This window comes from Zoogloea dura (assembly GCF_012927165.1).
Classification (GTDB): Bacteria; Pseudomonadota; Gammaproteobacteria; order Burkholderiales; family Rhodocyclaceae; genus Zoogloea; species Zoogloea dura.
The window spans coordinates 301,741-325,597 of the sequence record NZ_JABBGA010000002.1; the positions used below are offsets into that span (position 1 = coordinate 301,741).

At 70.0% G+C, this 23,857-nt stretch carries 20 protein-coding genes; 9 read left to right on the forward strand and 11 right to left on the reverse strand.

What is annotated here, in order from left to right; genetic code table 11:
• Position 1: 1 nt before the first annotated feature.
• Together HHL15_RS04225 and HHL15_RS04230 are read right to left on the reverse strand one after the other, a co-directional pair.
• On the reverse strand, positions 2 to 1,717 hold the full coding sequence (locus HHL15_RS04225) for a ShlB/FhaC/HecB family hemolysin secretion/activation protein (protein WP_169144570.1): 1,716 nt from the start codon (positions 1,715 to 1,717) through the stop codon (positions 2 to 4).
• 4 nt (positions 1,718 to 1,721) lie between these two features.
• Positions 1,722 to 3,686 (reverse strand): filamentous hemagglutinin N-terminal domain-containing protein, encoded by a 1,965-nt coding sequence (locus HHL15_RS04230; RefSeq protein WP_169144571.1) that lies wholly within the window; start codon positions 3,684 to 3,686, stop codon positions 1,722 to 1,724.
• 252 nt (positions 3,687 to 3,938) lie between these two features.
• Here HHL15_RS04230 and HHL15_RS04235 point away from each other — a divergent pair, with 252 nt between their 5' ends.
• On the forward strand, positions 3,939 to 4,553 hold the full coding sequence (locus tag HHL15_RS04235) for a glutathione S-transferase family protein (RefSeq protein WP_169144572.1): 615 nt from the start codon (positions 3,939 to 3,941) through the stop codon (positions 4,551 to 4,553).
• A gap of 40 nt (positions 4,554 to 4,593) precedes the next feature.
• Here HHL15_RS04235 and HHL15_RS04240 read toward each other — a convergent pair whose 3' ends face one another.
• Positions 4,594 to 5,277, reverse strand: coding sequence for an SDR family oxidoreductase (locus HHL15_RS04240; protein ID WP_169144573.1), 684 nt, complete (start codon positions 5,275 to 5,277; stop codon positions 4,594 to 4,596).
• A gap of 207 nt (positions 5,278 to 5,484) precedes the next feature.
• On the opposite strand from HHL15_RS04240, the gene dinB reads away from it, so the two are divergent.
• On the forward strand, positions 5,485 to 6,645 hold the full coding sequence (gene dinB, locus HHL15_RS04245) for a DNA polymerase IV (RefSeq protein WP_169144574.1): 1,161 nt from the start codon (positions 5,485 to 5,487) through the stop codon (positions 6,643 to 6,645).
• A 42-nt stretch (positions 6,646 to 6,687) separates the two neighbouring features.
• Positions 6,688 to 9,087 carry a 5-histidylcysteine sulfoxide synthase gene (gene ovoA / locus HHL15_RS04250; RefSeq protein WP_235943216.1) on the forward strand — a complete coding sequence of 800 codons (2,400 nt, stop codon included), beginning with the start codon at positions 6,688 to 6,690 and terminating at the stop codon, positions 9,085 to 9,087.
• Positions 9,088 to 9,105: 18 nt separating this feature from the next.
• On the opposite strand, the gene HHL15_RS04255 is transcribed toward ovoA, so the two are convergent.
• From HHL15_RS04255 to HHL15_RS04265, 3 genes are all read right to left on the reverse strand, one after another.
• Complete coding sequence (locus HHL15_RS04255; protein ID WP_169144575.1) at positions 9,106 to 11,463, reverse strand: serine protease; 2,358 nt, start codon at positions 11,461 to 11,463, stop codon at positions 9,106 to 9,108.
• Entirely contained in the window at positions 11,460 to 13,310 is a 1,851-nt protein-coding gene (locus tag HHL15_RS04260; RefSeq protein WP_169144576.1) for a tetratricopeptide repeat protein, read from the reverse strand. The genes HHL15_RS04255 and HHL15_RS04260 overlap by 4 nt, the downstream gene beginning before the upstream one ends.
• Positions 13,311 to 13,415: 105 nt before the next feature.
• On the reverse strand, positions 13,416 to 14,336 hold the full coding sequence (locus tag HHL15_RS04265; RefSeq protein WP_169144577.1) for a LysR substrate-binding domain-containing protein: 921 nt from the start codon (positions 14,334 to 14,336) through the stop codon (positions 13,416 to 13,418).
• 109 nt (positions 14,337 to 14,445) lie between these two features.
• Here HHL15_RS04265 and HHL15_RS04270 point away from each other — a divergent pair, with 109 nt between their 5' ends.
• The gene (locus tag HHL15_RS04270) at positions 14,446 to 15,081 is read left to right on the forward strand and encodes a glutathione S-transferase family protein (protein WP_169144578.1); all 636 of its coding nucleotides are present in this window, start codon (positions 14,446 to 14,448) and stop codon (positions 15,079 to 15,081) included.
• Between the two features lie 5 nt (positions 15,082 to 15,086).
• Positions 15,087 to 15,962: a pyridoxamine 5'-phosphate oxidase family protein gene (locus HHL15_RS04275; protein ID WP_169144579.1), complete on the forward strand. Its 876-nt coding sequence runs from the start codon at positions 15,087 to 15,089 to the stop codon at positions 15,960 to 15,962.
• Between the two features lie 29 nt (positions 15,963 to 15,991).
• On the opposite strand, the gene HHL15_RS04280 is transcribed toward HHL15_RS04275, so the two are convergent.
• Positions 15,992 to 16,138, reverse strand: a complete 147-nt coding sequence (locus HHL15_RS04280; RefSeq protein WP_169144580.1) for a hypothetical protein — start codon at positions 16,136 to 16,138, stop codon at positions 15,992 to 15,994.
• 173 nt (positions 16,139 to 16,311) lie between these two features.
• Between HHL15_RS04280 and alkB the strand changes: the two genes are divergently transcribed.
• The 3 genes from alkB (at position 16,312) to HHL15_RS04295 (ending at position 18,458) form a co-directional block, all read left to right on the forward strand.
• Positions 16,312 to 16,959, forward strand: coding sequence for a DNA oxidative demethylase AlkB (gene alkB / locus HHL15_RS04285; RefSeq protein ID WP_169144581.1), 648 nt, complete (start codon positions 16,312 to 16,314; stop codon positions 16,957 to 16,959).
• Between the two features lie 50 nt (positions 16,960 to 17,009).
• Positions 17,010 to 17,480, forward strand: a complete 471-nt coding sequence (locus HHL15_RS04290; RefSeq protein ID WP_169144582.1) for a VOC family protein — start codon at positions 17,010 to 17,012, stop codon at positions 17,478 to 17,480.
• 168 nt (positions 17,481 to 17,648) lie between these two features.
• Positions 17,649 to 18,458: a peptidylprolyl isomerase gene (locus tag HHL15_RS04295; protein ID WP_169144583.1), complete on the forward strand. Its 810-nt coding sequence runs from the start codon at positions 17,649 to 17,651 to the stop codon at positions 18,456 to 18,458.
• 69 nt (positions 18,459 to 18,527) lie between these two features.
• On the opposite strand, the gene HHL15_RS04300 is transcribed toward HHL15_RS04295, so the two are convergent.
• From HHL15_RS04300 to HHL15_RS04310, 3 genes are read right to left on the reverse strand one after another with little or no spacing between them, the layout of a single operon-like run.
• Complete coding sequence (locus HHL15_RS04300) at positions 18,528 to 19,250, reverse strand: fumarate reductase iron-sulfur subunit (protein ID WP_169144584.1); 723 nt, start codon at positions 19,248 to 19,250, stop codon at positions 18,528 to 18,530.
• Complete coding sequence (locus tag HHL15_RS04305; RefSeq protein WP_169144585.1) at positions 19,247 to 21,226, reverse strand: fumarate reductase flavoprotein subunit; 1,980 nt, start codon at positions 21,224 to 21,226, stop codon at positions 19,247 to 19,249. The genes HHL15_RS04300 and HHL15_RS04305 overlap by 4 nt, the downstream gene beginning before the upstream one ends.
• Before the next feature lie 2 nt (positions 21,227 to 21,228).
• Positions 21,229 to 22,107: a fumarate reductase cytochrome b subunit gene (locus tag HHL15_RS04310; protein ID WP_235943217.1), complete on the reverse strand. Its 879-nt coding sequence runs from the start codon at positions 22,105 to 22,107 to the stop codon at positions 21,229 to 21,231.
• A 236-nt stretch (positions 22,108 to 22,343) separates the two neighbouring features.
• Here HHL15_RS04310 and HHL15_RS04315 point away from each other — a divergent pair, with 236 nt between their 5' ends.
• On the forward strand, positions 22,344 to 22,802 hold the full coding sequence (locus tag HHL15_RS04315) for a YaiI/YqxD family protein (RefSeq protein ID WP_169144586.1): 459 nt from the start codon (positions 22,344 to 22,346) through the stop codon (positions 22,800 to 22,802).
• Between the two features lie 16 nt (positions 22,803 to 22,818).
• On the opposite strand, the gene HHL15_RS04320 is transcribed toward HHL15_RS04315, so the two are convergent.
• Entirely contained in the window at positions 22,819 to 23,853 is a 1,035-nt protein-coding gene (locus HHL15_RS04320) for a cation diffusion facilitator family transporter (RefSeq protein ID WP_169144587.1), read from the reverse strand.
• Between the last annotated feature and the right edge of the window lie 4 nt (positions 23,854 to 23,857).

Here is a 23,857-nt window from a genome sequence, read left to right on the forward strand (position 1 = left end):
GTCAGAAGAACAGGGTCAGCGCCAGGTTGAGGCGGAAGGCTGCGTCGGGCATGTCTGCCGGCTTGACCACCGGCCTGCCGGCGATGGCCTCGAAGCTGCCGGCACGGCCGGCCAGCCGCAGCCCGAGGCCGGTCGACATCAACGTTGCTGCGCGGCCGCTGGCCAGCATCCGGACATGGCCGGCATCCCAGAAGCCGAAGGGTTCGACCTGCCAGGGTGTGCCGAAAGCTGCCATGGCGAAGCCGCGCGCCAGCTCACTGCGCCAGTAGCCTCCCCGGTCACCGGCCTGCGCCGACTCGGCAAAGCCGCGCACGCTGGCCACGCCGCCGACGAAGATCTGCTCGGAGGAAAACAGCGGCACGCCGCTCCACTGCGCGGCCCCGTTGCCGCGCAGACTCCAGCTGCCGGGCAGGTTGAGGACGACACTGGCCGACACATCCAGCTTGCTGAAACGTGAACGGGCCGCCGGTCCGGCGCTGCTGCCCACATCGCTCATCGCACCGAAGGCCTCGAGGCCCCGCGACAGGCCGCCATCCACGGTCCATTGCCCGCTGCCAGCGGCGGCATCGAAGCGGCTCAGGCGATTGACGCCGGCGCGCAGCACCGTCAGCCGTTGCGGCACCAGGCCCACGTTGTTGATCTCGCGGCGGGCCTCGCGCAGGGACAAGGCCAGGTCACCGCCGATCTTGCTGTCCTGGTCGCGGTAGAGCAGGCGGTTCCAGGCCGCCGCATAGTTGGTGGAGGTGCCGTAGAGCAAGGCCACGTTGCCGATCAGGCTTTGATACTCGGACCAGGTGGCCAGCATGCTGAAGGTGTTGTAGCCCCAGGGCAGGGAGAGGCCGGCATTCAGCGCGTTGGTTTCGATGCTGCCGGTGTAACCCAGGTTGAAGGTCTCGTTGAAGCCTGCCAGATCGCCGGCTTCCAGCCCGAGGCGCAGGCGACGCGAGCCGGTGCTGCGGCTGCCCTGGTTGTCCATGCCCAGCCATGGGCGCCAGGCCGACGCCGCCGGCGGGTCGACGATGTCGAGCACCGACGCGCCCGGCATCTCGCCCGGCAGGATGCGCACCTGGGCCTGGCGGCCGCGCACCCGGTTCAACTGATCAAGGCCCTGCTCGATGTCGCGTAGCTGGAGGATGTCATCCACGCCCATCGGCAAGGCCAGGCGCAGGCCCGCATCCGCCCAGGCCTCCACCACGAAGGGGTGCCCGTTGTAGCGGATCGCCTCGATGCGACCGGGCACGATGCGCAGGCTGAGCACCCCGCCCGCCAGGTTCTGGCCGAGGGCATAGGCGCGGGAGGTGATGAAGCCGGCGTCGATGAGGTCCTTGTTGAGCCCCTGCAACAACAGCCCGATGCGCACGGCCCCCAGCGCCAGCCCCCGGAAGGGCCCCAGCCGGCGCTCGAGGACGCTGGACGGCAGCAGCTCCCCGCCCTCCACCTCGATACGCTCGATGCGAAACATCGGCGCCCGCTCCTCCACCGCCGCCGGATCCTGCGCGCCGCCGTCACCGGCCGCGGCGGGTGCCGCCGCCGGGGCGGGCACGGCCGGCGTCGCGACGTGGGGAGTCTGCTGGCGCAGCAGGCGCTCGCGCGCCTTCTCCATCTCCTCGCGCAGGATGCGGTCGCCCTGGTCCTGGCGGGGCTGGGGCGGCGGAAACTGCTGGGCCAGGGCCGGCGTGCTGCCGGCCAGCGCCAGCGTGATCATGAGGCGGCGCATGGTTTCAGCGCCACACGGCACTGAACAGCCCGAGGTGGCTGCTCAGCACGACAGGGTCGCGGCCCGGCGTCCGGACCACGGTGATCACGCCATCCACCCCCTCGCTGGCGGTGAAGAAGCCGCGGTTCTGGATCGCCTCGCCGGTGAGGCTGAGGCGCCCGGCCTGAGCCGTGAAGCCACCGCCCTGGTCGATGGCATACAGCTCGGCCCAGCGGTCACCGAAGAAGGCGCGCAAGCCATCCGAGCGGCTCAGCGCCACATGCACCGGCACGCCATTGGCCTCCACCCGCGGCACGTCGAGGCGCATGTCCTTGGCGGCCAGGATCAACCCGCCATCGTTGACCAGGGTCCCGCCGCCCTTGATGCGCACATCCCGGCCGGACAGGATCTGCCCACCCACCAGGCTCTCGCTGCTGCTGGCCGAGCGGCGGCAGAACAGGATGTTGCAGGACTCGCGAAGGCTCACCGTGCCGGTCAGCCAGGCCCGGTTGAGGATGCCGCCAGCCACGTCCAGCACCACGTCACCCTGGTTGGCAAAGACGTAGCCGCCGAGGTTGTGCAGGCTGCCGGCGGTGATCCGCACGTCGCCCTCGGCCACCCAGTAGGCCATGTGCTCCGGGTCGGCCAGCTGGCCGTTGTCGATGCTCACTCCGCTGCGCCGGCGCGGCAGGCCGAGCCAGGTCTGCTCGCTCCGTGTCCAGCGCTGCGCCCCGGCCCCGGCGACGAACTGCGACTCGTTGAGCGCCACCCCGCCCACCTGGACGATCAGCGCACCGTTGGAGACGATGCGCCCGTTGATGTTGCGCAGGTCGCCGCCGGCCTCGAGCAGCACGTCGTCGCTGGCCCCGAAGAGCACCGCCGTGCTGCCGCCGGCCGGCGTCTGGTTGACGATATCGCCGCCGGCGACGATGCGCACGGCGGCGGGGCTGGCCCCTTCGGCCGGGTTGCGGGCCGCACCGGCGAGGCTGCCCCCAAGGTTGGTCACGCCGCCCATCACCGCAATGTCCAGGCTGCCCGACGCCGTGATGGCGGGCATCTGCGCCTCGCTGCCGGCCTGCTGGAGCAGGGAGCCGGCATGGATGCGGATGTCGCCGGCCGCATCCATTCGGCCACCGCGTTGCTCCAGCGCACCGCTGCTGTCGAGCACGAGGTCGCCGGCCGTGGCCTGGATCTGGCCGGCGTTGCGCACGCCCGCACCGGCGTCGGTGACGAGCAGTTCGATGCGCCCTGAGCTGAGCCTGGCCTGGCTGCCCAGGTCGATCACGAAGCCCTGGCCCGGCGTGCTGCCCGCACGGTAGTAGGCCCACGGCGTGAGGTTGTCGGTGGGCGACGCGGCTGTGTCGAAGAGCACGCTCGCGTCGCCACCCACCAGGCGGACCAGGGCGGTGGGCGAACTGTAGGCGTTGCCGAGCGGCCCGTTCACCTCGATCCGCCGGGCCAGCAGCTCGAGGCGGATCAGATCGGCCGCCAGCCCGTCAGGGCCGATGCTGATGCTGCTGCCCGCCGCGCTGCCCCCGGTGCTTGCCGACACATACACCTGCGCACCGCCGCTGCCGTCATTGCGCGGGTCGAGGGTGACGCTGCCGGCCACCAGTGCGACGCTGCCGAAGTTGACGAAGCTCCCGCCATTGACCACCAGACCGTTGGGATTGGCGATGACCAGGTTGGCCCGCGGCCCGTCCACCGACAACGCCCCCTCGAGGCGGGACGGCGAGGCGGAGCGGACCTCCGCCACAATGCTGCGGGCGCCTGCGTCCTGGTTCTGGAAGGCCGCACCGGCGCGATCCACGTCAAAGCGCGAGAAGGCGTTGTAGGACACACCGCCGGCAGGCGGGGCCACCTGGATGCGGGTCTTGCCCGACGGGTCGAGCACTGCAGAGGTGGCGGTGGAGCCATCCGGCACGATGCCGCTGCCGGCATGCAGGGCCAGCGGAAAGAAGCAGGCGATCCGGAAAAATGATTTCAGCATGGCACCGGGCAGAAAATGATCAGGGCGCCATCAGAACACCTATCCCATAAACATAAACACGATTTGCATAAATTAACGCACCCGGGCCACCAGGCAGCGCCGCCGGCTGAGCCCGGGCCGGCGTCGCCCCCATGGCGTGCCGCCGCGGCTGCTATGCTGCAGGCCGCGCCCTTCCACCTTGCCGGAGGCAGGCTGTTCCGCCCGGCGGCGCCCCATGCCGATCAAGGCCCCACATTGCCAGCAGGACTCATCATGAACACGCTCAAACTCACTTACTTCGACTTTCCCGGCGGCCGGGCCGAACCCGCGCGCCTGGCCCTGCACCTGGGCGGCATCGCCTTCGAGGACCATCGCTTCCCGTTCGCCGACTTTGCCGAAGTGCGCAAGACCACCCCGCTGCGCCAGGTGCCCACCCTGCATATCAACGGCGTGCAGGTCACCCAGAGCGACGCGATCACCCGCTATGCCGGCAGGCTGGCCGGCCTGTACCCCGAAGACGCGCTGCAGGCCTTGTTGTGCGACGAGGTGCTGGGCGCCCTGGAAGACATCAACGTGAAGCTCGGCGCCACCTTCGGCCTCACCGGCGAAGCCCTCGAAAGCGCACGCAAGGCCCTGGTGACGGGCGCCCTGCCCCTGTATCTGAAATGGCTCGAGACACAGCTCGAACAGCACGGTGGCGAATATCTTGTCGACCAGCGCCTGACGGTGGCCGACCTCAAGGCCTTCGTGGTGCTGCGCTGGCTGGTGTCCGGCAAGCTCGACCACATCCCCGCCGACCTGCTCGACACGCTGGCCCCGAAACTCACCGCCTACCTGCAGCGCATCGCCGCCACCCCGGCGATCGCCCAATACTACGCATCCCTGTAAGCCGCTGCGGCCCGCCCCTCCGGCGGGCCGGCAGCCCCCCCTAGCGCGCCACCCAGCCCCCGCACACCGGGAACACCTGCCCCACAAAGCAACTGGCCGCGTCGCTGCACAGGTAGGCCGCGAAGGCCGCATCCTCCTCCGCGCCCACCAGGCGGCCCAGCGGCACCTCGCGCTTGAGGCGCTCCTGGAAGCGCGGGTTGGCCTGCACCTCCGGCGGGAAGTAAGTAGGGTTGTCCACGAAGTTCTGGGCGATCGCATTGACCTGCACATTGTGCGGCGCCACCTCCACCCCCACCGCCTGCACGTAGGCCAGCTGCGCGCCGCGGGCGGCGCTGTAGCTGGAGGCGCGCTTGATGCCGCGCAGGGCCGAGGCGCTGCCCATCACCAGGATCTTGCCCGCCCCGCGCTCGATCATGGCGGGCAGCACGGCGCGCACCAGGCGCGGCAGCGGGTCCACCAGGGCGGCAAAGGTGGCCCGCCATTCATCGTCGCCCACCTCGGTCACCGGCGTGGTCGGCGCCGCGATGGCGAGGTTGGCAAGCAGCACGTCTACGCGCCCCGCTGCCGCAACGGCCGCCGCCGGCGCGTCCGGATCAAGCAGCGGGTCGGTGCTGGCGATCACCGTGGCCCCCTGGCGGGCCAGCACATCGCACAGCACCGGGCCCATGAAGGCGTCGGCGTGGGTCACCAGGATGCGCTTGTCGCGCAGGGGCAGGTCGGTCATGGCGAAGGTCTCCTCGAGGCGGGCGGCATGGCGCCCATGTTGTAATGATGGCGCACCCGCGCCCTGCCCCCCCTTGGAGCTGGCCGCGGGCAGGCACGCCAGATTGAATCCCGACCCCGGGCTTTGCGCAAGCCTGGCCCACGGCCTTGCCGCATTCCCCGCCCCTTGATGCACAATGGAGCCCGCCCCGCGGTTTGAACCGGAACAATGCCTTCTCTGCCCCGCAGCATCGCCCACCTGGACATGGACGCGTTCTACGCGTCGGTGGAGCTGCTGCGCTATCCGCAACTGCGTGGCCAGCCCGTGGTGGTGGGCGGGCGCCGGGCCACGCCGGGCGGCGAGACAGGACACTTCCCCCACCTGCGCGACTACGTCGGGCGTGGCGTGATCACCACCGCCACCTATGAAGCCCGGGCCCTCGGCGTGCATTCCGGCATGGGCCTGATGAAGGCTGCGCAGTTGGCGCCGGAGGCCGTGCTGCTGCCCGCCGACTTCGACGCCTACCGGCATTACTCCCGCCTGTTCAAGGCCGCCGTGCGCGAGATTGCGCCGGAGCTGGAAGACCGCGGCATCGACGAGATTTACCTCGACCTCAGCGCCCTCAACCCCGACGGCAGCCGCGAAGGCGCCCGCGCCATCGCCCTGCGCCTGCAGCAGGCGGTGCGCGACGCTACCGGGCTGTCCTGTTCCATCGGCGTGGCGCCCAACAAACTGCTCGCCAAGCTGTGCTCCGACCTCGACAAGCCCGCCGGCATCAGCGTGGTGGCCGCCGCCGACATCCCGGCCCGCATCTGGCCGCTGCCGGCCAAGCGCATCAACGGCATCGGCCCCAAGGCGGCGGCGCGGCTGGACAGCCTGGGCATCCACAGTATCGGCGAGCTGGCCGCGGCGGACCCGGCCTGGCTGCAGGAACACTTCGGCGAGCGCTACGGCGTGTGGCTGCACAACGCCGCGCAGGGCATCGACGAGCGCCCGGTGGTCACCTACAGCGAGCCCAAGAGCCTGTCCCGCGAGACCACCTTCGAGCGCGACCTGCACCCCCGGCTCGACCGGGATGCCTTGTCGCGGAGCTTCACCCGCCTGTGCGAGCAGCTGGCGGCCGACTTGGCGCGCAAGGGCTACGTGGGCAAGACCATCGGGCTCAAGCTGCGCTTCGACAATTTTCATACGGTCACCCGCGACCAGACCCTGCCCCGCCCCATCGGCGAAGCCGCGGCGATCCGCCAGGCCGCCGGCGAGTGCCTCAAGCGCGTACCCCTGGAGCGGCGCATCCGCCTGCTCGGCGTGCGCGTGGCCAGCCTGACGCGGCACGATGCCGTCCCCGAACACGAAGCAGCGCAACCGGCCCAGGCCGAACTCTTCGCCTGAACCTCCCCCAGAATAACGACCGCCGCATTCCAGGAGATCTGCATGTCCCACCCGAACCTCGACACGGCGATGCCCTCCGCCGTGGAGCCCTGGCGCAAGAACCTGCGCGGCACCCACGACGCCGCCCTGCAAGGCCCCCGCCCCGCCTGGTGGTGGACCGGCCTGAGCCCGCAAGACTGCCCCGGCCGCCAGCCCGACGGCACGCTCACTGCCCTGCCCCAGCCCCGGCTCGATACCTGTACCCGCGAATCCGTGCTGGCCGCCTTCGACAACGGCTGGACCCTCACCGAACTCTTGTTCGCCAGCCTGCAGGGCGAAGAAGCCTTCTACCGGCCGCCTTACCACCATCTGCGCCACCCGATGGTCTTTTACTACTGCCACCCGGCCACCCTGTACATCAACAAGCTGCGGGTGGCGGGCCTCATCGACAACCCGATCAATCCCTATTTCGAACGCATCTTCGAAACCGGCGTGGACGAGATGCGCTGGGATGACATGTCGAAGAACGAGATGGAGTGGCCCGACTTTGCCGAGGCCCACACCTACCGGGCACGCGTGTACACCACCGTGCGCCATCTCATCGAGACCCATCCCGACCTGGCCGACGGGCACCCGCCGATCACCATGGACCACCCCCTGTGGGCGCTCTTCATGGGCTTCGAGCACGAGCGCATCCACCTCGAGACCTCCTCGGTGCTGATCCGCGAGCTGCCGGCCGAACTGCTGCGCCGCCCAGCCGAATGGCCGGCCGTGCATGCCAGCGCCAACACGGCGGCCCACTTTCCGCCGCGGGCCGGGCAGGACTACCCCGTCGCCCGGCAGGTGTCCGTGCCCGCCAGCCGGGTCTGCCTGGGCAAGCCGCGCGACTGGCCCAGCTTCGGCTGGGACAACGAATACGGCCGCCGCGAGGTGGATGTGCAGGCCTTCCAGGCCGACAGCCATCTGGTCTGCAACGGCGCCTTCCTGGAGTTCATCCAGAGCGGCGGCTACCTCGAGCAAGGCTGGTGGACCGAAGCCGGCTGGGAATGGCGCGGCTTCCGCAACAGCAAGTGGCCGTGTTTCTGGGTGCCGGATGGCCCCGCCGGCCTGCACCGCTACCGCCTGCGCACCCTCTTCGAGACCATCGAGATGCCGTGGAGCTGGCCCGCCGAGGTGAATGCCCACGAAGCCGCCGCCTACTGCGCCTGGCGCAGCGCGCGGGACGGCATCCCCTGTAGATTGCCCACCGAGGCCGAGCACAACGCCCTGCGCGACGCCTCCTGGGCCGACACCGATCCCCCCTCCCGCGTCGACGGAGCCCGCCTGGGCCGCGAGCAAGGCTGGAACAGCCAGCTGGCCCACGGCTCACCCTGGCCGGTGGATGCCGGCCAGCCCACGGCGGCGGGCATCCACGATGTGTTCGGCAATGTCTGGCAGTGGCACGGCGACGACTTCAACCCGCTGCCTGGCGCCCGCGTCCATCCCTACTACGACGACTTCTCCACCCCCTGCTACGACGGCCAGCACAGCATGATCCTGGGCGGCTCGTGGATCTCCTGCGGCGACGAGGCCAGCGTGTGGGCGCGCTTCCACTTCCGCCCCCACTTCTACCAGCACGCCGGCTTCCGGGTCGTCCAGGCGGCTCACGACGGCGGCGTGGTGAAGCTCGGCGGCGAGGGCAGTGCCAGCCAGGTCTATGAAGATGCCCGCATGGTGGACGACTACATGCTGCTCCACCACGGAGAACCGCAATCCCAGATGCCGTGGCCCGGCGGCCCGCAGTGCGCCACCGCCTTTCCGCAGCGCTGTGCCGACTGGCTGATCGACGGCGCCCGCAAGTTCGGCTCCGGCACCGCCCGCGCCCTGGATGTGGGTTGCGCGGTGGGCGGCGCCAGCTTCGAGCTGGCCCGCGGCTTCGACGAGGTGCTGGGCGTGGACCTCTCCCGCGCCTTCATCGACGCCGCCAATGTGCTCAGGAAGGATGGCAGCCGCGACTACTTCCGGCGTGACGAGGGCAATCTGGGCACCACCGTGACGGCCCGCATCGATCCGTCCATCGAACGCCAGCGGGTCAGCTTCCGCCAGGCCGACGCCTGTTCGCTGCCGGCCGAGCTGGTGGACCTGGACGCCGTGCTGATGGCCAACCTGCTATGCCGCCTGCCCAGCCCCAGGTCCCTGCTCGGCCGCCTCGGCGGCCCGCGGGGTCTGGTCAAGGTGGGGGGGCTGGTGGCCTTGTTCTCACCCTATTCGTGGCTGGAGCAATTCACCCCGCAGGAGGCGTGGATCGGCGGCTTCGAGAAGGACGGCCAGCCGCTGCGCAGCGCCGACGCCCTGAAGGCCTTCCTGAGGGACGAGGGCTTCGTGCTGCGGCGCGAGGAGGAGGTGCCACTGGTGATCCGCGAGCACGCCCGCAAGTACCAGTTCATCGTCACCCACGGCATGCTCTGGCAGCGGGAGCGCTGAGCCAGCGCCAGGCCCGCCCTATTCGGGCAGGCTGGCCGCGCCGGCGACGCCGTTGGCCATGGCCTGGCGCCGCAACTGGCGCGCCATGTCGGGCGCAGCCGCCAGCATGCGCTCGAACATACTCCTGGCCGCGGGCAGATCAGCCTGCATCAGCAAGGCCACCACCTCGAGGCCCAGTACCTGGGGCGCCTGGGGCAGGCGGCGGAAAAGCTGGGCCGTCTGCTCCCGGGTCTTCGCGGGCAGGCGCGCCACCAGGTAGGCCTGAGCCAGGAAGAGCCGCGCATCCATGGCCTCCGGCTCCAGGGAGATGGCCTTCTCCAGGGCCTGGATGGCACGCGCCAGGTTGCGGTTCTTCAACTGGGCCTCGCCGAGATTGATCCACGGATTGGCCACGCCGGGCTCGAGGCGGACCGCGGTCTCGAGCGCCTGCACGCCTTCGGCCACACGCCCCAGCTTCACCAGCGCATAACCCTTGCTGCTCCACGTCACGCCGTTCGCCGGCTCGATCTCGAGGGCACGCTCCAGGTAGGCCAGGGCGCCATTCATGTCCCCACGCTGCCCGAGCACCTTGGCGGTGATCTGACACATGCGCAGGAAGCGCGGATCCTTCTCCTCCAGCGCCTTGAGCGTCTTCAGCGCAAGCTCCCCATGGCCGTTGCCCAGTTGGGCTTCGGCCCGGGTGGCCTGATCATCCAGCGGCAGGGGCCCCAGGCCGGCGGCCGTCTCATACGCAGACTCCGCATCCGCATAACGGCGCATGTCGGTCAGGACCCGGCCCAGGGCACGCCAGCCGTCGATCTGTGCGGGGAAGCTCTCGGACGCCAGGCGGGCATCCGCCAGCGCCTCCTCCAGGCGCTTCTGGCCACGCCGCAGTTCGGCCCGGTTGAAGAGCACCGCGAGGTTCGGACCATCGAGCGCCAGGGCACGCTCGAAAGCCCTCTCGGCCTCGGCGGATCGCTGCGTGCCGGCAAGCACCATGCCGAGCCCGCCCCAGGCGGCCCCGAGCTCGGGCGCCTGCTCGACAGCCCTGCGCATGGCCTCCTCGGCGGCCTTGATACGCCCCTGCCGGAATTCCGTCATGCCCAGCAGGATCTGGGCAAGCGCGCCCTGCCGCCCCGCCCCCTCCCCCCTCTGGACCGACCGCGAGGCCTGGCCCAGGTCACCCGCCCTGAAATGGTTCACCGTCAGGCGTCGCCGGACCTCGTCGGAGGCATCCCCAAGGCGTGCCGCCACGGCAAAGGCCCTGGCCGCCTCCGCCGGCCGCCCCTGGGCTTCCTCGATCAGGCCCAGTTGCCGCCACAGGGAAGAACTCGAGGGCGAACGCAGGATCGCCTCGCGGCTGAGCTTCCCGGCCTCCACCAGGCGGCCCGCCTGGCGCAGCCACTCCGCCCGGAAGAAGGGCACATTCGGATTGGCGGGAAAGCCGGCCTCGGCCTTGCCAAGGGCTTCCTCCGCCTCGGCCGTGCGCCCCTGCAGATGCAGGGCACGAGCCAGGGTTGCCCAGGCCCCCACATGGAAAGGATCCAGGCCGAGGGCCCGTCGCGCCGCCCCCTCTGCCTCTTGCGGACGGTTCGACATGAGCAGGGCGGTCGCCAGGCTGGCCGCCGCCTGGGCCGCAGTGGGCTGGGCAATGAGCCAGTTGCGCGCCAGGTTCTCCAGGGCGGTCCAGCGGGCGCCCTGCTCGGCCACCTCGGCTTCGGCCACCCAGGCCCGCTCCGGCGCTGGCGGCTCCGGGCGCTGCGGCGGCGCATCGCCCGACTCAAGGAGGCGCGCTACCGCCGCAGCGGGGATGGCCCGGCTGACGTTCTGCGCGGCCCCCATGATCGCCCGGCTGATCCCTACCAGGCGGCCTTCCAGGTCGAACAGGCCACCGCCGCTCGACCCGGGGGACTGGGCCGCCGTGTTGATCAGGTGAGGATAGGGCTGCTCGCGCTCCACTCCGGCGAGCAGGCCGGCGCTCACCGCCAGGCCGAAACCCAGGGGGTTGCCGACGGCATAGACCGGCAGGCCCACGGGCTGATCCGCCCCGCTGCGCAGCTTCACGGGCAGCGCCTTGAGCCCCGCAACGCGCAGCAGGCACAGATCGAGGGGCGCATTGCGGCGCACCCACTCGGCGTCGAAGGCCTGCTCGCCGGCCACGACACGGATGCGCCGGGCATCCTCGATCACGTGGCAGGCGGTCACCACCTGCTCGCGGCCGACCACCACCCCGCTGCCCTGCCCATCCTCCCGCCCTGCGGCATCCAGGGTCCGCACGGTGAGCACCGAAGGCGCCACCCGGGCAAACACCTGGCGTGCCTCGTCGGTCTCGTCGGCCAGCGCAAGCCGGACCGCAAGACCCAGCAGCACCCCGCACACCACGTCATGGCGCCTCATTGCGCGGCCTCCTCGAAAGGCGCGATGACGCTGGCCCAGGCCTCCGCGGCGGCCGTGCCGTCGATGGCGCGCAGGCGCTCATAGGCCTCGATGGCGCTGGCACGCCGGTCAAGCGCCTGCAGGCTTTCGATCATCGCCCGCCACAGCCTGGGCTGCCGGGGATCGAGCTGCAAGGATCGCTCCATGGCCGCCAGCGCCTCCTCATGGCGATCCAGGACAGCCCGCGTAAAACCGACCTGCCGCCAGTTGGCGGCATCGCCCGGCGCCCGGGCCGCCAGCTCCTCAAACAGTACCAGGGCCTCGGCGGGTCGCCCGCCATCCTTCAGGGCAACCCCGAGTTGATAAGCAAAACCAGACTGCTCCGGATTGGCCCGGTGAGCCGCTTCAAGCGCTTCGATCGCCTCCGGAAAGCGCTTCATGCCGTAGTACGCGGTGCCCATGCCGGACCAGCACCAGCCGGGCTGCCGGCTCTGCCGTGCCAGGGCCTCGCGGAAGGCATTGACCGCCGCCTCCGGGCGCTTCAGGCTGGCCTCGATGATGCCGCGCCAATACCAGGCATCGGCACTCTCCTGCTCGGTGGCAGGCAGACGCTCCAGGGCCGCCAGCGCGGCAGCGGGCATCGAGGCGGCGAGATAGGCCTGGACCAGGGCCAGACGCAGGCTGCTGTCATCGGGCAGCAGGCTGGCCAGGCGCCGCTGGATAGCGATCCGGCTGGCGTGATCTCCTCTGGCCGCCGCCAGCTCCCCCAGGCTCCGGTAGGCGGGCATCAGCCACGGCTCCAGCTCGAGGGCCCGGCGCAGGGCCGCCTCCGCTTCATTCAGGCGGCCTTCAGCCTGCAGGATCAGCCCCAGCAAGTTATGGCCCTGGGCGAACTCCCGATGCCTGGCAAGCAGCTCGCGAACCACCTCCTCGGCCTCCTTGAAGCGCCCGAGGGCCGCCAGCTGCGCCCCCAGGATCAGACCCGACTGGGGCCGGTCGGGGTGGATGCGCCAGAGCGTGCGTGCCGCCTCGAGCCCCTTCTCGTGCTGCTTGAGCTGGCGCGCCGCCTCCGCCACGAAACCCCAGGCATCGGTGCTGTCGGGTTCCTCGCGAACCCAGCGGCCGGCCAGTTCATCCAGTTCGACCCAGCGCGCGTCGCGGACCAGGGCACTGGCCGCATCGAAGCGCCGGAGCTGGTCGGCTGCGGCCGCCGCACGGGCCTCTATCTCCCCCACCACGGCCACCACCCGGGCGAAATTGACGTTCTGACCATCCCGCCGGCGATAGTCGATGATGCCGACCAGCGCGCCCTCCGCATCCACCAGCGCGCCGCCCTGGGATCCCGGCGAGATGGGCGCGGAAAACTGGATGTAGGCGCCATCCGGGTAGTGCCTGACCCCCGACACCACCCCTTCGGAAATCCCGACCCCCATGCCAAGCGCGTTTGATACCGCGAACACCCGGCTGCCGGGCGGCGGAGCTGCGGCCTGCACCAGCCCCGGAGTGACGAGCCCTTCAACCTCGAGCAGGCACAGATTGCGGCCACGGTCACGGGCGGTGACGATTGCCGGACGACGCGCTGCAGCCACCTCGGTGCGCAGCGCGGCAGCCCCGTCGAGGGAGTCACAGACGGTGACGAAGCGCCCGGCCCCCAACGCGGTGGCCGACAGGCTGAGGCCAACACGGCCCTCGGCATCCAGGGTTTCCACCACCGCCACCGCGGGCGCCACCCGGGAATGGATCTGCGCCGCAGTCAGGGCTGTCGCTGCCGGCGCCAGCACGGCCAGGACGGAAGCGGACAGAACGCGCAGCAGGGAGGAGGGTTCAAAGCGGCGGCAAGAACCTTGCCGGGAAGTGAGGAGGATCATGGTTGGCGGAGGTGGGCCCGCCCGTGACCCGCCTCGAAGTGACGATTTATCACATTCTAACGTCATCTCCCTCAAGGCCGCGGACCACGGGTATTTCTCCACCCCTCAACCGTGATCTTCGCCACCGCCGCCCAGACAAGGCCCCGCCTGCTGCAGCGCCGCGCGCAGCCACTCCACGAAAGCCCTCACCCGCGCCGGCTGCAGGCGGGCGTGGGGATAGACCACACTGATCGGCCGCGGCGGGGCCTCGAAGTCCTCGAGCACCACCTGCAGGCGGCCGTCCGCCAGGTGACGGGCCACCTGGTAGGAGATGAACATGCCAAAGCCCAGGCCCGCCGCACAGGCGTCGACCGCGGGCGCCACGTGGTTGAACTCCAGGTTGCCGCTCACCGGCAGGGTGTAGCTGCGCCCCTTTTCCTCGAAACCCCACCACGGCCCCGCGCCCGTGGAAAAGCCGATGCAGTTGGCCTTGAGCAAGTCCCGCGGGTGGGCAGGCAGGCCCTGCCGGGCCAGGTAGGCCGGGCTGGCCACCACCATGCGGCGCACCGTGCCCACCCGGTGGGCGATCAGCGACGAGTCCTCAAGGTGGCCGATGCGCACCCCCACATCGATCCCCTCCTCCAGCAGGTTGGTGACCCGGTCGAACAGCAGCAGGCGGCAGCGCACCCCCGGGTGATGCTGCACAAAGGCCGTCACGGCAGGTGCCACGTACATCTGGCCGAACAGCACCGGCGCCGTCAGGGTGAGCTGGCCCGACAGGTCGCCGGCCTCATCGCGCAGAGCCGACTCCGCCTCGTCGAGCGCGGCCAGCAGGTTGCGGCAGCTGTCCAGGTAGTGACGGCCCTCGTCGGTCAGGGCGATACGCCGCGTCGTGCGGTTGAACAGGCGCACCCCCAGTTCGGCTTCCAGTGCCGCCAGGCTGCGCACCACCGCCGGCAGCGAAGCCCCGCTGCTGCGGGCCGCCGCGCTCAGGCTGCCAGCCTCGGCGATCTGCACGAAGGTCGCCATGGCCTTGAGTTTGTCCATGGGAATTACTCCATTTATCGAAGCAGTGAAATACACACGACGGCATTTATCCGCCATCTGCATTAAAGCACACTGCTGTTCACTGATTCCCCCACCCCAGAGGTCCGCCATGAAGCATCCCGCCCAGCCCATCAAGCTCCACCGCTTCACCCTGTCCGGCCACAGCCACCGGGCCGAACTCTTCCTGTCCCTTCTCGGCCTGCCGGTCGAGGCGCTGGACGTGGATCTCCTCGGCGGCCAGCAGAAGAGCCCTGCCTACCTGGCCATGAACGCCTTCGGCCAGGTGCCGGTGATCCAGGACGGCGACGTAACGGTGGCCGACTCCAACGCCATCCTGGTGTACCTCGCCCGCCGCTACGGCGCCGCCCACTGGCTGCCGGACGACCCGGCCGGTGCCGCCCAGGTCCAGCGCTGGCTGTCGGTGGCCGCCGGGCAGGTAGCCTACGGCCCCTGCGCCGCACGCCTGATCACGGTGTTCAAGATGAACTTCAACGCCGACGAGGTGATCGCCCGTGCCCATACCCTGTTCGACATCATGGAAAAGGAGCTGGCCGGTCGCCCCTGGCTGGTCGCCGGCGAAGCCCCGACCATCGCCGACGTGGCCAACTACACCTACATCGCCCATGCGCCCGAGGGCAATGTGTCGCTGCAGCCCTACCCGGCCATCCGCGCCTGGCTGGCCCGAGTCGAAGCCCTGCCAGGCTTCTTCCCGATGCCGAAGACCGCCATCGGCCTGGCCGCCTGAAGATCATGGCTGCCGTCTTCCACGCTGGAGAAACCCGCCTGCAGGCCGTGGCCGGCAGCCGGGACCGGCTCGCCGAGGTAGGCCCCCGGGTGATCCGCAAGGAAATGCCGGAACAGCACCGGGATTTCTTTGCCGGCCTGCCCTTCATCGTGGCAGCCGGCGTGGAGGCGGACGGCCAGCCTCGCGCCACCCTGCTGGCCGGCCCGCCGGGCTTCATCTCGGCACCGGACGGCAGCCAGCTGTGCATTGCCGCCACGCCGGAGCCGGGAGCCCCCTTGGCCGACCTGCTGGTGCCCGGCGCACGGATCGGCCTGCTCGGCATCGAAGCGCACACCCGGCGCCGCAACCGGGCCAACGGCCGGGTCCTGGCCGGCCCGGCCGGCAACTTGGTGGTGGCCATCGAGCAGAGCTTCGGCAACTGCCCGAAATACATCCAGCCGCGCCTCGCCGTGTTCGACCCCGCCCCCCGCCAGGTGCAGCCGGCCCACCTGCACGACAGCCTGAGCGAGGCAGAGCGCGGCTGGATCCAGGCCGTCGACACCTTCTTCATCGCCAGCGCCCATCCATCGGATGACGGCGATCCAGCCCACGGCGTGGATGTGTCCCACCGCGGCGGGCCGCCGGGCTTCATCCGCGTGGAGGGCGATGCGCTGCTGATCGATGACTTCGCCGGCAACAACTACTTCAACACCCTGGGCAACCTGCTGCTCAACCCACAGGCGGCCCTGCTCTTCCCGGACTTTGCCGGAGGCGGCCTGCTGTCCCTGGCGGTCCGGGCGGAGATCCTGCCCGGACCGCCCCGTCAGTTGCGCCTGCGGGTGCACCAGGTGCGCCATCAGGCGGCCGCCCTGGCCCTGCGCTGGCTGGCGCCGGAGGGCTGAGCGCGGCCCCTGCCCCCGGGGCAGGAGGATCAGGGCCCGCCGGCGATCCAGCGGGCCACATCGCTGAGGAAGAGCGCGGCGCCGCTGCCCGTCAGCAGCGCCCCCAGGATGAAGCGCAAGGCGTGTTTGGCAACCCGGACCCGGGCTTCCTTGGGGGCGATCTGGAGCGTGCTCATGTCGGTCTCCTTCAAAGGGCGGGATCTGCCCTTGCAGTGTCGGCCGGCCCCCCAGGGAGGTCCAATTGCATGTGGCTCTGCAAACCATTGCGGCAGGCCATGATGGCCTGCAGAGGGTGCGCTCCGGCCCGGCTCAGGCTAGATTGTCGACATCACCTGACCTGCCGGCCGCGATGCATTCCGACCTCTTTCCCGAAACCCTGGCCCCCTGGCGCGAGGACATCGTCCCTGGCGCCGTGGTGCTGCGCGCCTTCGCCCTCGCCGACGCAGCGTCACTGCTCGACGCCGTGGCCCGGCTGGTGGTGGCAGCCCCTTTCCGCCACCTGCAGACGCCCGGCGGCCAGACCATGTCGGTGGCCATGAGCAACTGCGGAACCCGCGGCTGGGTCTCCGACCGGCGCGGCTACCGCTACGCCGAAACCGACCCGGCCAGCGGCCTGCCCTGGCCGCCCATGCCCGCCGCCCTGGCTGGCCTGGCCCGCCGGGCGGCTGCCGCAGCCGGCTTCGAGGACTTTGCGCCGGATGCCTGCCTCATCAACCACTACGTCCCGGGGAGCCGCATGGGCCTCCATCAGGACCGGGACGAGGCCGACCTCACCCAGCCCATCGTCTCGGTGTCCCTCGGCCTGCCGGCGATCTTCCTGTTCGGTGGCGCCACCCGCAGCGACCGCCCAGTCCGCCTGCCCCTGGAACACGGCGACGTGGTGGTGTGGGGCGGCCCGGCACGCCTGTTCTTCCATGGCATCGCGCCGCTGAAGGACGGCCATCATGCGGCCACCGGCGCCTGCCGCCTCAACCTGACCTTCCGCCGGGCACTGTAGTCAGACCATGCCTCGATACAAATAGAGACAAAACATACGTGGAGACAAAAATGAGCACCGTAGCCCCCATCCCCGCCGGCATGCCCACCCTCACACCGCACCTGGTGTGCCGCAATGCCGCCGCCGCCATCGACTTCTACGTGCGCGCCTTCGGTGCGGTGGAACTGGCCCGCCTGCCCGCCCCCGACGGACGCCTGATGCACGCCATGCTGCGGGTCGGCGACTCGCCCCTGATGCTGGTGGACGAATTTCCCGAGATGGGCTGCCACAGCCCCCAGGGGCTGGGCGGCTCGCCGATCACCTTGCATCTCTACGTCATCGACGTGGATGCGGCCCTGGCCCGGGCGGTGGAGGCCGGCGCCCGGCTCACCCTACCTGCCACCGACATGTTCTGGGGTGACCGCTACGGCCGCGTCGAAGACCCGTTTGGCCACCAATGGTCCATCGCCACCCACATCCGCGACCTGAGCCCCGCCGAGATCCTGGCCGCCTCGGCCCAGGGCTGTCCGGGCACCCCCTGAGGGGAGGGAAGACGGGGCCACCGGGGCTTGACGAGCGGATCGCGTTGACGAGCAGGGCCACCCTTCGGAATACTGCCGGACGCGTCGGGAAAGTGAACATTCCCTTCGCATGACCCGGGCGCCCGGCAAGACTGCCCCGCGCCCCGTACCCCACACCAAGGAAAGTCAATGAAGTCCTCTTCGTCCCTGTTCCGCCTTGCCCTGATCGCCGGCCTGCTGGCCCAGGCGCCCGCCTTCGCCGCCGAACCGGCCAAGTCCGCCGCCGCCAAGCCCATCGCCACGATCAACGGCGTGGCCATCCCCCAGGGTGCCTATGACCTGCTGCTCGCCCGTGCCAAGGCCCAGGGCGCCACCGACAGCCCGCAGCTCACCAATGAACTGCGCGGCCGCCTGATCCAGGCCGAGCTGCTCAGCCAGGCTGCCAAGAAGAAAAACCTGGACAAGAAGTCCGACATCGCCCTGCAGCTCGACATGGCCCGCCAGCAGATCCTGGCCAGCGCCTACGTAACCGAGTTCCTGCAGGCCAACCCGGTCACTGACGAGGCCGCCCGCGCCGAGTACGACCGCCTGGTGGCCCAGGCCGGTGGCAAGGAATACCGTTCCCGCCACATCCTGGTGAAGGAAGAGAAGGAAGCCCTGGACATCATCGAGCGCCTCAAGATGGGCGAGAAGATCGAGAAGCTGGCCACCCTCTCCCTCGACCCGGGCTCCAAGGACAAGGGCGGCGAGCTTGGCTGGAACGTGCCGGGCGCCTTCGTCGAGAGCTTCGGCAAGGCTCTCGCCGGCCTGACCCCTGGCACCTACACCCAGACCCCGGTGCAGACCCAGTTCGGCTACCACGTGATCCAGCTGGAAGAAGTGCGCGACCTGAAGGCCCCTCCCTTCGAGGAAACCAAGCCCCAGATCCTGCAGCGCCTGCAAGCCCAGAAGATCGACGAGCATATCCAGGGCCTCGCCAAGGCAGCCAAGATCAACTGATCGCCGCCTGCCAGGAATGCAGAACGGGAGCCCGCGGGCTCCCGTTTTTCATGGTTGTGGCACAGCGGCCTACAGGCCGGTGCTGGCCATCTTGCGCCGCAGGAAGGCGATCTGGGTCTGCAGCGGCAAGCCCTTGGGGCACACGTCGTGGCAGCCCAGCAGGCTCATGCAGCCGAACACGCCGGAGTCGTCGCCGATCAGCTCGTAGAAATCCTCATCGGTCCGGGTATCCCGCGGGTCGAGGCGGAAACGCGCGATCTTGTTGAGCCCCACCGCGCCGACGAAGTCCTCGCGCATGCGCAGGGTGCCGCAGCCGGCCACGCAGCAGCCGCACTCGATGCAGCGATCCAGCTCGTAGATGGCCTCGGCCAGCGCCGGCTCCATGGGGGCTTCGAGGGCCGTCAGGTCGGGCTCCGTCTGGGCATGGATCCAGGTCTGCAGCCTTTCGGCAGTGCCACGCATCCATTTCCCGGTGTTCACCGACAGATCGCCGATCAACTCGAAGACCGGCAGCGGCGCGAGGGTGATGACCGGCCCGAGGTCGCGGGTCAGGGCCCGGCAGGCCAGCCCCGGCCGGCCGTCGATGAGCATGCCGCAGCTGCCGCAGATGCCGGCCCGGCACACGAAGTCGAACTGCAGCGAGGGCGCCAGGGTCTCGCGGACTTCGTTGAGGGCGATGAAGAGGGTCATGCCCTCGGCCTCCTCGACGCGGAAATCCTCCCAGTGGGGCGACTGGCCCTCGCCCGGGCTGCTTCGCAACACGCGCAAGGTGAGGGTGCGGAGATCGCTCATGAAGCCTCCCCAAGTCGGGCGTTGCGGCCCCGGAAGCACTCCGGAACCAGGTGTTCATAGGACATCAGGGCCTGCTGCACGGTGAAGCGGTCGGCGTGGCCGAAGGCCTGGCGGATCGCCGCGATCTCGCTCACCCGCCCTGCCGTGAGGGGGTGCTCGATGGCATCGCGGGCACCATAGCCACGCCAGCCGGGCGGCAGCTCCATGGAGGCCACGTCGAGATCCTCGTAGCTGAGCGTGGGCAGGGTCTGGAAGGCATCGCTCCAGGTGGCGAGGGTGCGCTTGAGCCACTGCGCGTCGTCGCGCCGGGGAAAGTCCTCGCGGTAATGGGCGCCCCGGCTCTCGGTGCGCTGCAGGGCGCCCCAGGCCACGCAGAGTGCCAGCTTGAGCATCTTCTGCACCCGGTAGGCGGTGACCAGCTCCGGGTTGGCGCCGGGCCGCCGGGTGCTGATCCCGATCTGACGGCTGCGCACCAGCAGGGCCTGCAGCTCCTCCACCGCGGCGCTCAACAGCTCGCCGCTGCGGAAGATCCCGACCTTGTCGGTCATGATGTCCTGCATGCGGCGCATCAGTTCGCCCGCGTTCTCGCGGCCATTGCCCTGCAGCAGGGCATCCAGGCGAGCCTGCTCGGCGTCGAGGAATTCGCGGACCAGGCTGGTGGACACCTGCAGGTCGCCATTCACCGATTCGACGAAGTCGGCCATGCTCTCGCCGACGATCATGCCGGCCACCACGGTTTCGGCCACCGAATTGCCACCCAAGCGGTTGAAGCCGTGCAGGTCCCAGCAGGCCGCCTCACCGCAGGCGAACAGCCCGCGCAGGCCGCGCGCCTGGCCCCGCGCATCGGTGCGGATGCCGCCCATCGAATAGTGCTGGGCCGGCCGCACGGGGATCAGGTCACGGCTGGGGTCGATGCCCAGGAAGTGCTGGCAGATCTCCTTTACCTCGCGCAGGCGGCCGTCGATGTGGGCCGCCCCCAGCAGGGTGATGTCGAGCCACAGGTGGTCGCCGAAGCGGGTCTTCACGCCTTTGCCGGCACGGATGTGCTCCTCCATGCGGCGCGACACCACGTCGCGGGAGGCCAGCTCCTTCTTCTCGGGCTCGTAGTCGGGCATGAAGCGGTGGCCGGCGGCATCCCGCAGCAGCCCGCCGTCACCGCGACAGCCCTCGGTGACCAGGATGCCGGCCGGGAAGATGGTGGTCGGATGGAACTGCACCGCCTCCATGTTGCCCAGCATGGCCGCACCGGTCTCGAGGGCGATGGCGGCCCCCATGCCTTCGTTGATCACCGCATTGGAACTGACCCGGTAGATCCGGCCGAAGCCGCCGGTGGCGATACAGGTGGCCCTTGCCACGTAGGCCGACAGCTCGCCGCTGACCAGGTTGCGCACCACGGCGCCGTGGCAGCGCGTGCCGTCGTGGATCAGGGCGATGGCCTCCATGCGCTCATGGACGGGGATGCCTTCGGCCACCGTGCGGTCGCTCACCGCGTACAGCATGGCGTGGCCGGTGCCGTCCGAGACGTAGCAGGTCCGCCATTTCTTGGTGCCGCCGAAGTCCCGGGCGGCGATCAGGCCGTGGGCTTCGGGGCGCTCCGAGAGGCTCACCCGGCGGCCGTCCATGACCACTTCCCGTTCGCCGGCCGCCACCCGGTTCCAGGGCACCCCCCAGGCCGCCAGCTCACGCACGGCCTGCGGCGCGGTGTGGGTGAACAGGCGCGCCACCTGCTGGTCGCACCCCCAGTCGGAGCCCCGCACCGTGTCCTCGAAATGAACGTCCTCGTTGTCGCCCTCACCCCTGGCCGTATTGCCGAGGCTGGCCTGCATGCCGCCCTGGGCCGCCGCCGAATGGGAACGCTTGGGTGGCACCAGGCTCAGGATGATCACGTCGTGGCCCCGCCGCCGGGCGCCCACCGCCGCCCGCAGGCCGGCCAGCCCGCCGCCCACCACCAGCACATCGGTATAGACGATACGCATGCCTATTCCCCCGGCCGCCGCGACAGGGCGAACTCCAGCCCACCGGGCCGCTCGTGGCCGGCCAGCCTGGAGGCGGCCTTGTGCGGCACATAGCGTTCGCCGGCCCGGTCCGCGTGGGCGATGCCGAGCTGCACGTAGGCAAGCAGGGTCACCAGGCCCAGGCCCAGGAAGAACAGGCTGAAACAGGTCCGCGCAATACGCAGGCGCCGCCGCCCGGCCAGCGGATCCGCGCCCTGCAGCCAGCCCCACTTGAGGGCCAGCCGGTACAGGCCGATGCCTCCGTGGATCTCGACGGCAAACAACAGCAGCAGGTAGATGGGCCACATGTTGCCGGTCCAGATCCGGTCGGCGGACTCGTAGGGGCCGATCAGCTCCGGCTGGGTCAGCATGCCGAAGAGATGCACCGAGGCCAGGAAGAACAGCGCGAAGCCGGTCCACAGCTGAACCCACCACAGGCCGGTATCACTATGGCGCAGCTGCTCCTTGTGTTCGATGAAGATGCGGTACTGGCGGAAGCTGGCCGGAAACTTCCGCAGGGCCAGCCAGGCGTGCAGCATGAACAGCGCCATCACCACGCCCACCACACAGGACACGATCCACGGACGGGGCTCGGCAAGGAACGCAGCCCCCTCGAAGAAGCGGGCGATCGTATAAAAGGCCTGCTGGCTGACCAGGATCGACGACACGAAGAACATGTGGGCGATCAGGAACAGGGCCAGCAGCAGGCCCGAGAGGCTCTGCAACAGGTCCAGCCGGGCCGGCCAGCGGCTTGCCCGGAGACGGGAGCGGGAGGGAACGCCCCGCGCAGCGTCGGCGGCGTTCATCGCGGGCTCGCCGGAAACCGGGCGGGCAGCGGTTGCTTGCTCCAGGGAACTGGCCATGGCGGGTGCTCTCTCGTTGGACGCCAGCCCGGGCGGCGGGCGCAAGAAACCGGAACCAGCATGGCCGGCACTCGCGTCTCCCACCGCGCTCACCCAGGGGGATATTTCTGTTATGGAGCTAATCTAGCACAGTTTTGTTGCAGCGCAACATACCAACTCACCCGCGTCGGCCCCACGGGAGATGAGCACGCCGGATGTAGGGTTACACTTCCGGCCTTTGCCACCGGGAGCGCCCCATGCACATCTGGATCGACGCCGACGCCTGCCCTGTCGTGATCAAGGACATCCTGTTCCGCGCCGCCGAGCGCCTGCAGATCGAGACGATCCTGGTCGCCAACCGCCTCCTGCGCACGCCGCCGTCACGCTTCATCCGGGCCGTGCAGGTGCCGGCAGGTTTCGATGTGGCCGACGCCCACATCGTCGATCAGATGGAAGAAGGCGACCTGGTGATCACCGCCGACATCCCGCTGGCCTCCGCGGTGCTGGCGCGCAAGGCCCACGCGCTCAACCCGCGCGGCGAGCTGTACACGGCGGCGAACATTGCCGAACGGCTGTCGATGCGGAATTTCCTGGAGGAGTTGCGCGGCGCGGGAATCCAGACCGGTGGCCCGGCGGCCTTCAGCCAGGCCGACCGCCAGGCCTTCGGCGCCGCCCTGGACCGCTTCCTGGCCCGCCTCCCCCGCCCCGCCGGCTGACCCGGCAGCGGAAAACTCAGCCCTTGCCGGCAGGCCGCACGGGCGGCCGGCAACCATCGTCGATGCCGTCGATCTCGATCTGGATGGTCGGGTGATGGATACGGAAGCGCTGCTCCAGCAGCACCGCGAGCTCGGTGAAGAAGACATCCCCGGGATGACCGCCGGGCATCACCAGGTGGGCCGTGAGGGCCACGTGAGAGGTGCCGAGCGCCCACACGTGGAGATCATGGACGTCCTTCACGCCAGGCAGGCCGCGCAGGCAGGTGTCCACCGCGGAGAGGTCCACCCCCTCGGGCACCCCGTCGAAGGCCAGGTGCAGGGACTGGCGGAACAAACCCCAGGTGCCCAGCACGATCACCACGGCAATGAGCAGGCTCACCACCGGGTCCAGCCACACCCAGCCGAACTCCAGGTAGGCCAGGCCGGCCGCCACCACCCCCAGGGACACCAGGGCGTCACCCGCCATGTGCAGGAAGGCCCCGCGCAGGTTGAGATCGTCCTTGCTGCCCGCCATGAACAGGGCCGCGGTGATGCCGTTGATCACCACGCCGATCGCCGCCACGATGATCACCGTCCAGCCCGACACCGGCTCGGGCGACTGCAGGCGCTGTACGGCCTCGACGGCCAGCGCCCCCATGGCCAGCAACAGCAGCAGCCCATTGCCCAGCGCCGCCAGGATGGAGGCCCGCAACCAGCCATAACTGCGGGTCAGGGTGGGCTGCAGGCGCCCCGCCAAGGCTGCCCCCCAGGCCAGGACCAGCCCGGCCACGTCCGACAGGTTGTGCCCCGCATCGGCCAGCAGGGCCAGGGAGTCCGCCTGCCAGCCATACAGGGCCTCCACCACCACGAAGGCCAGGTTCAGCGCGATGCCGATGGCAAAGGCGCGATTCCAGTCGGTGGGCGGTGCGTGATGGTGATGATGGCCGTGAGAGTGGTGGCTGTGGGAGTGGGGCTCTGCCTGCGAATGGCCGCCCCCTTGCGGATGGGCCTGATGCTCGTGCCCATGGTCGTCATGAGCATGGCTACAGGCCGGGCCGTGGGTGTGAGGCATGCCG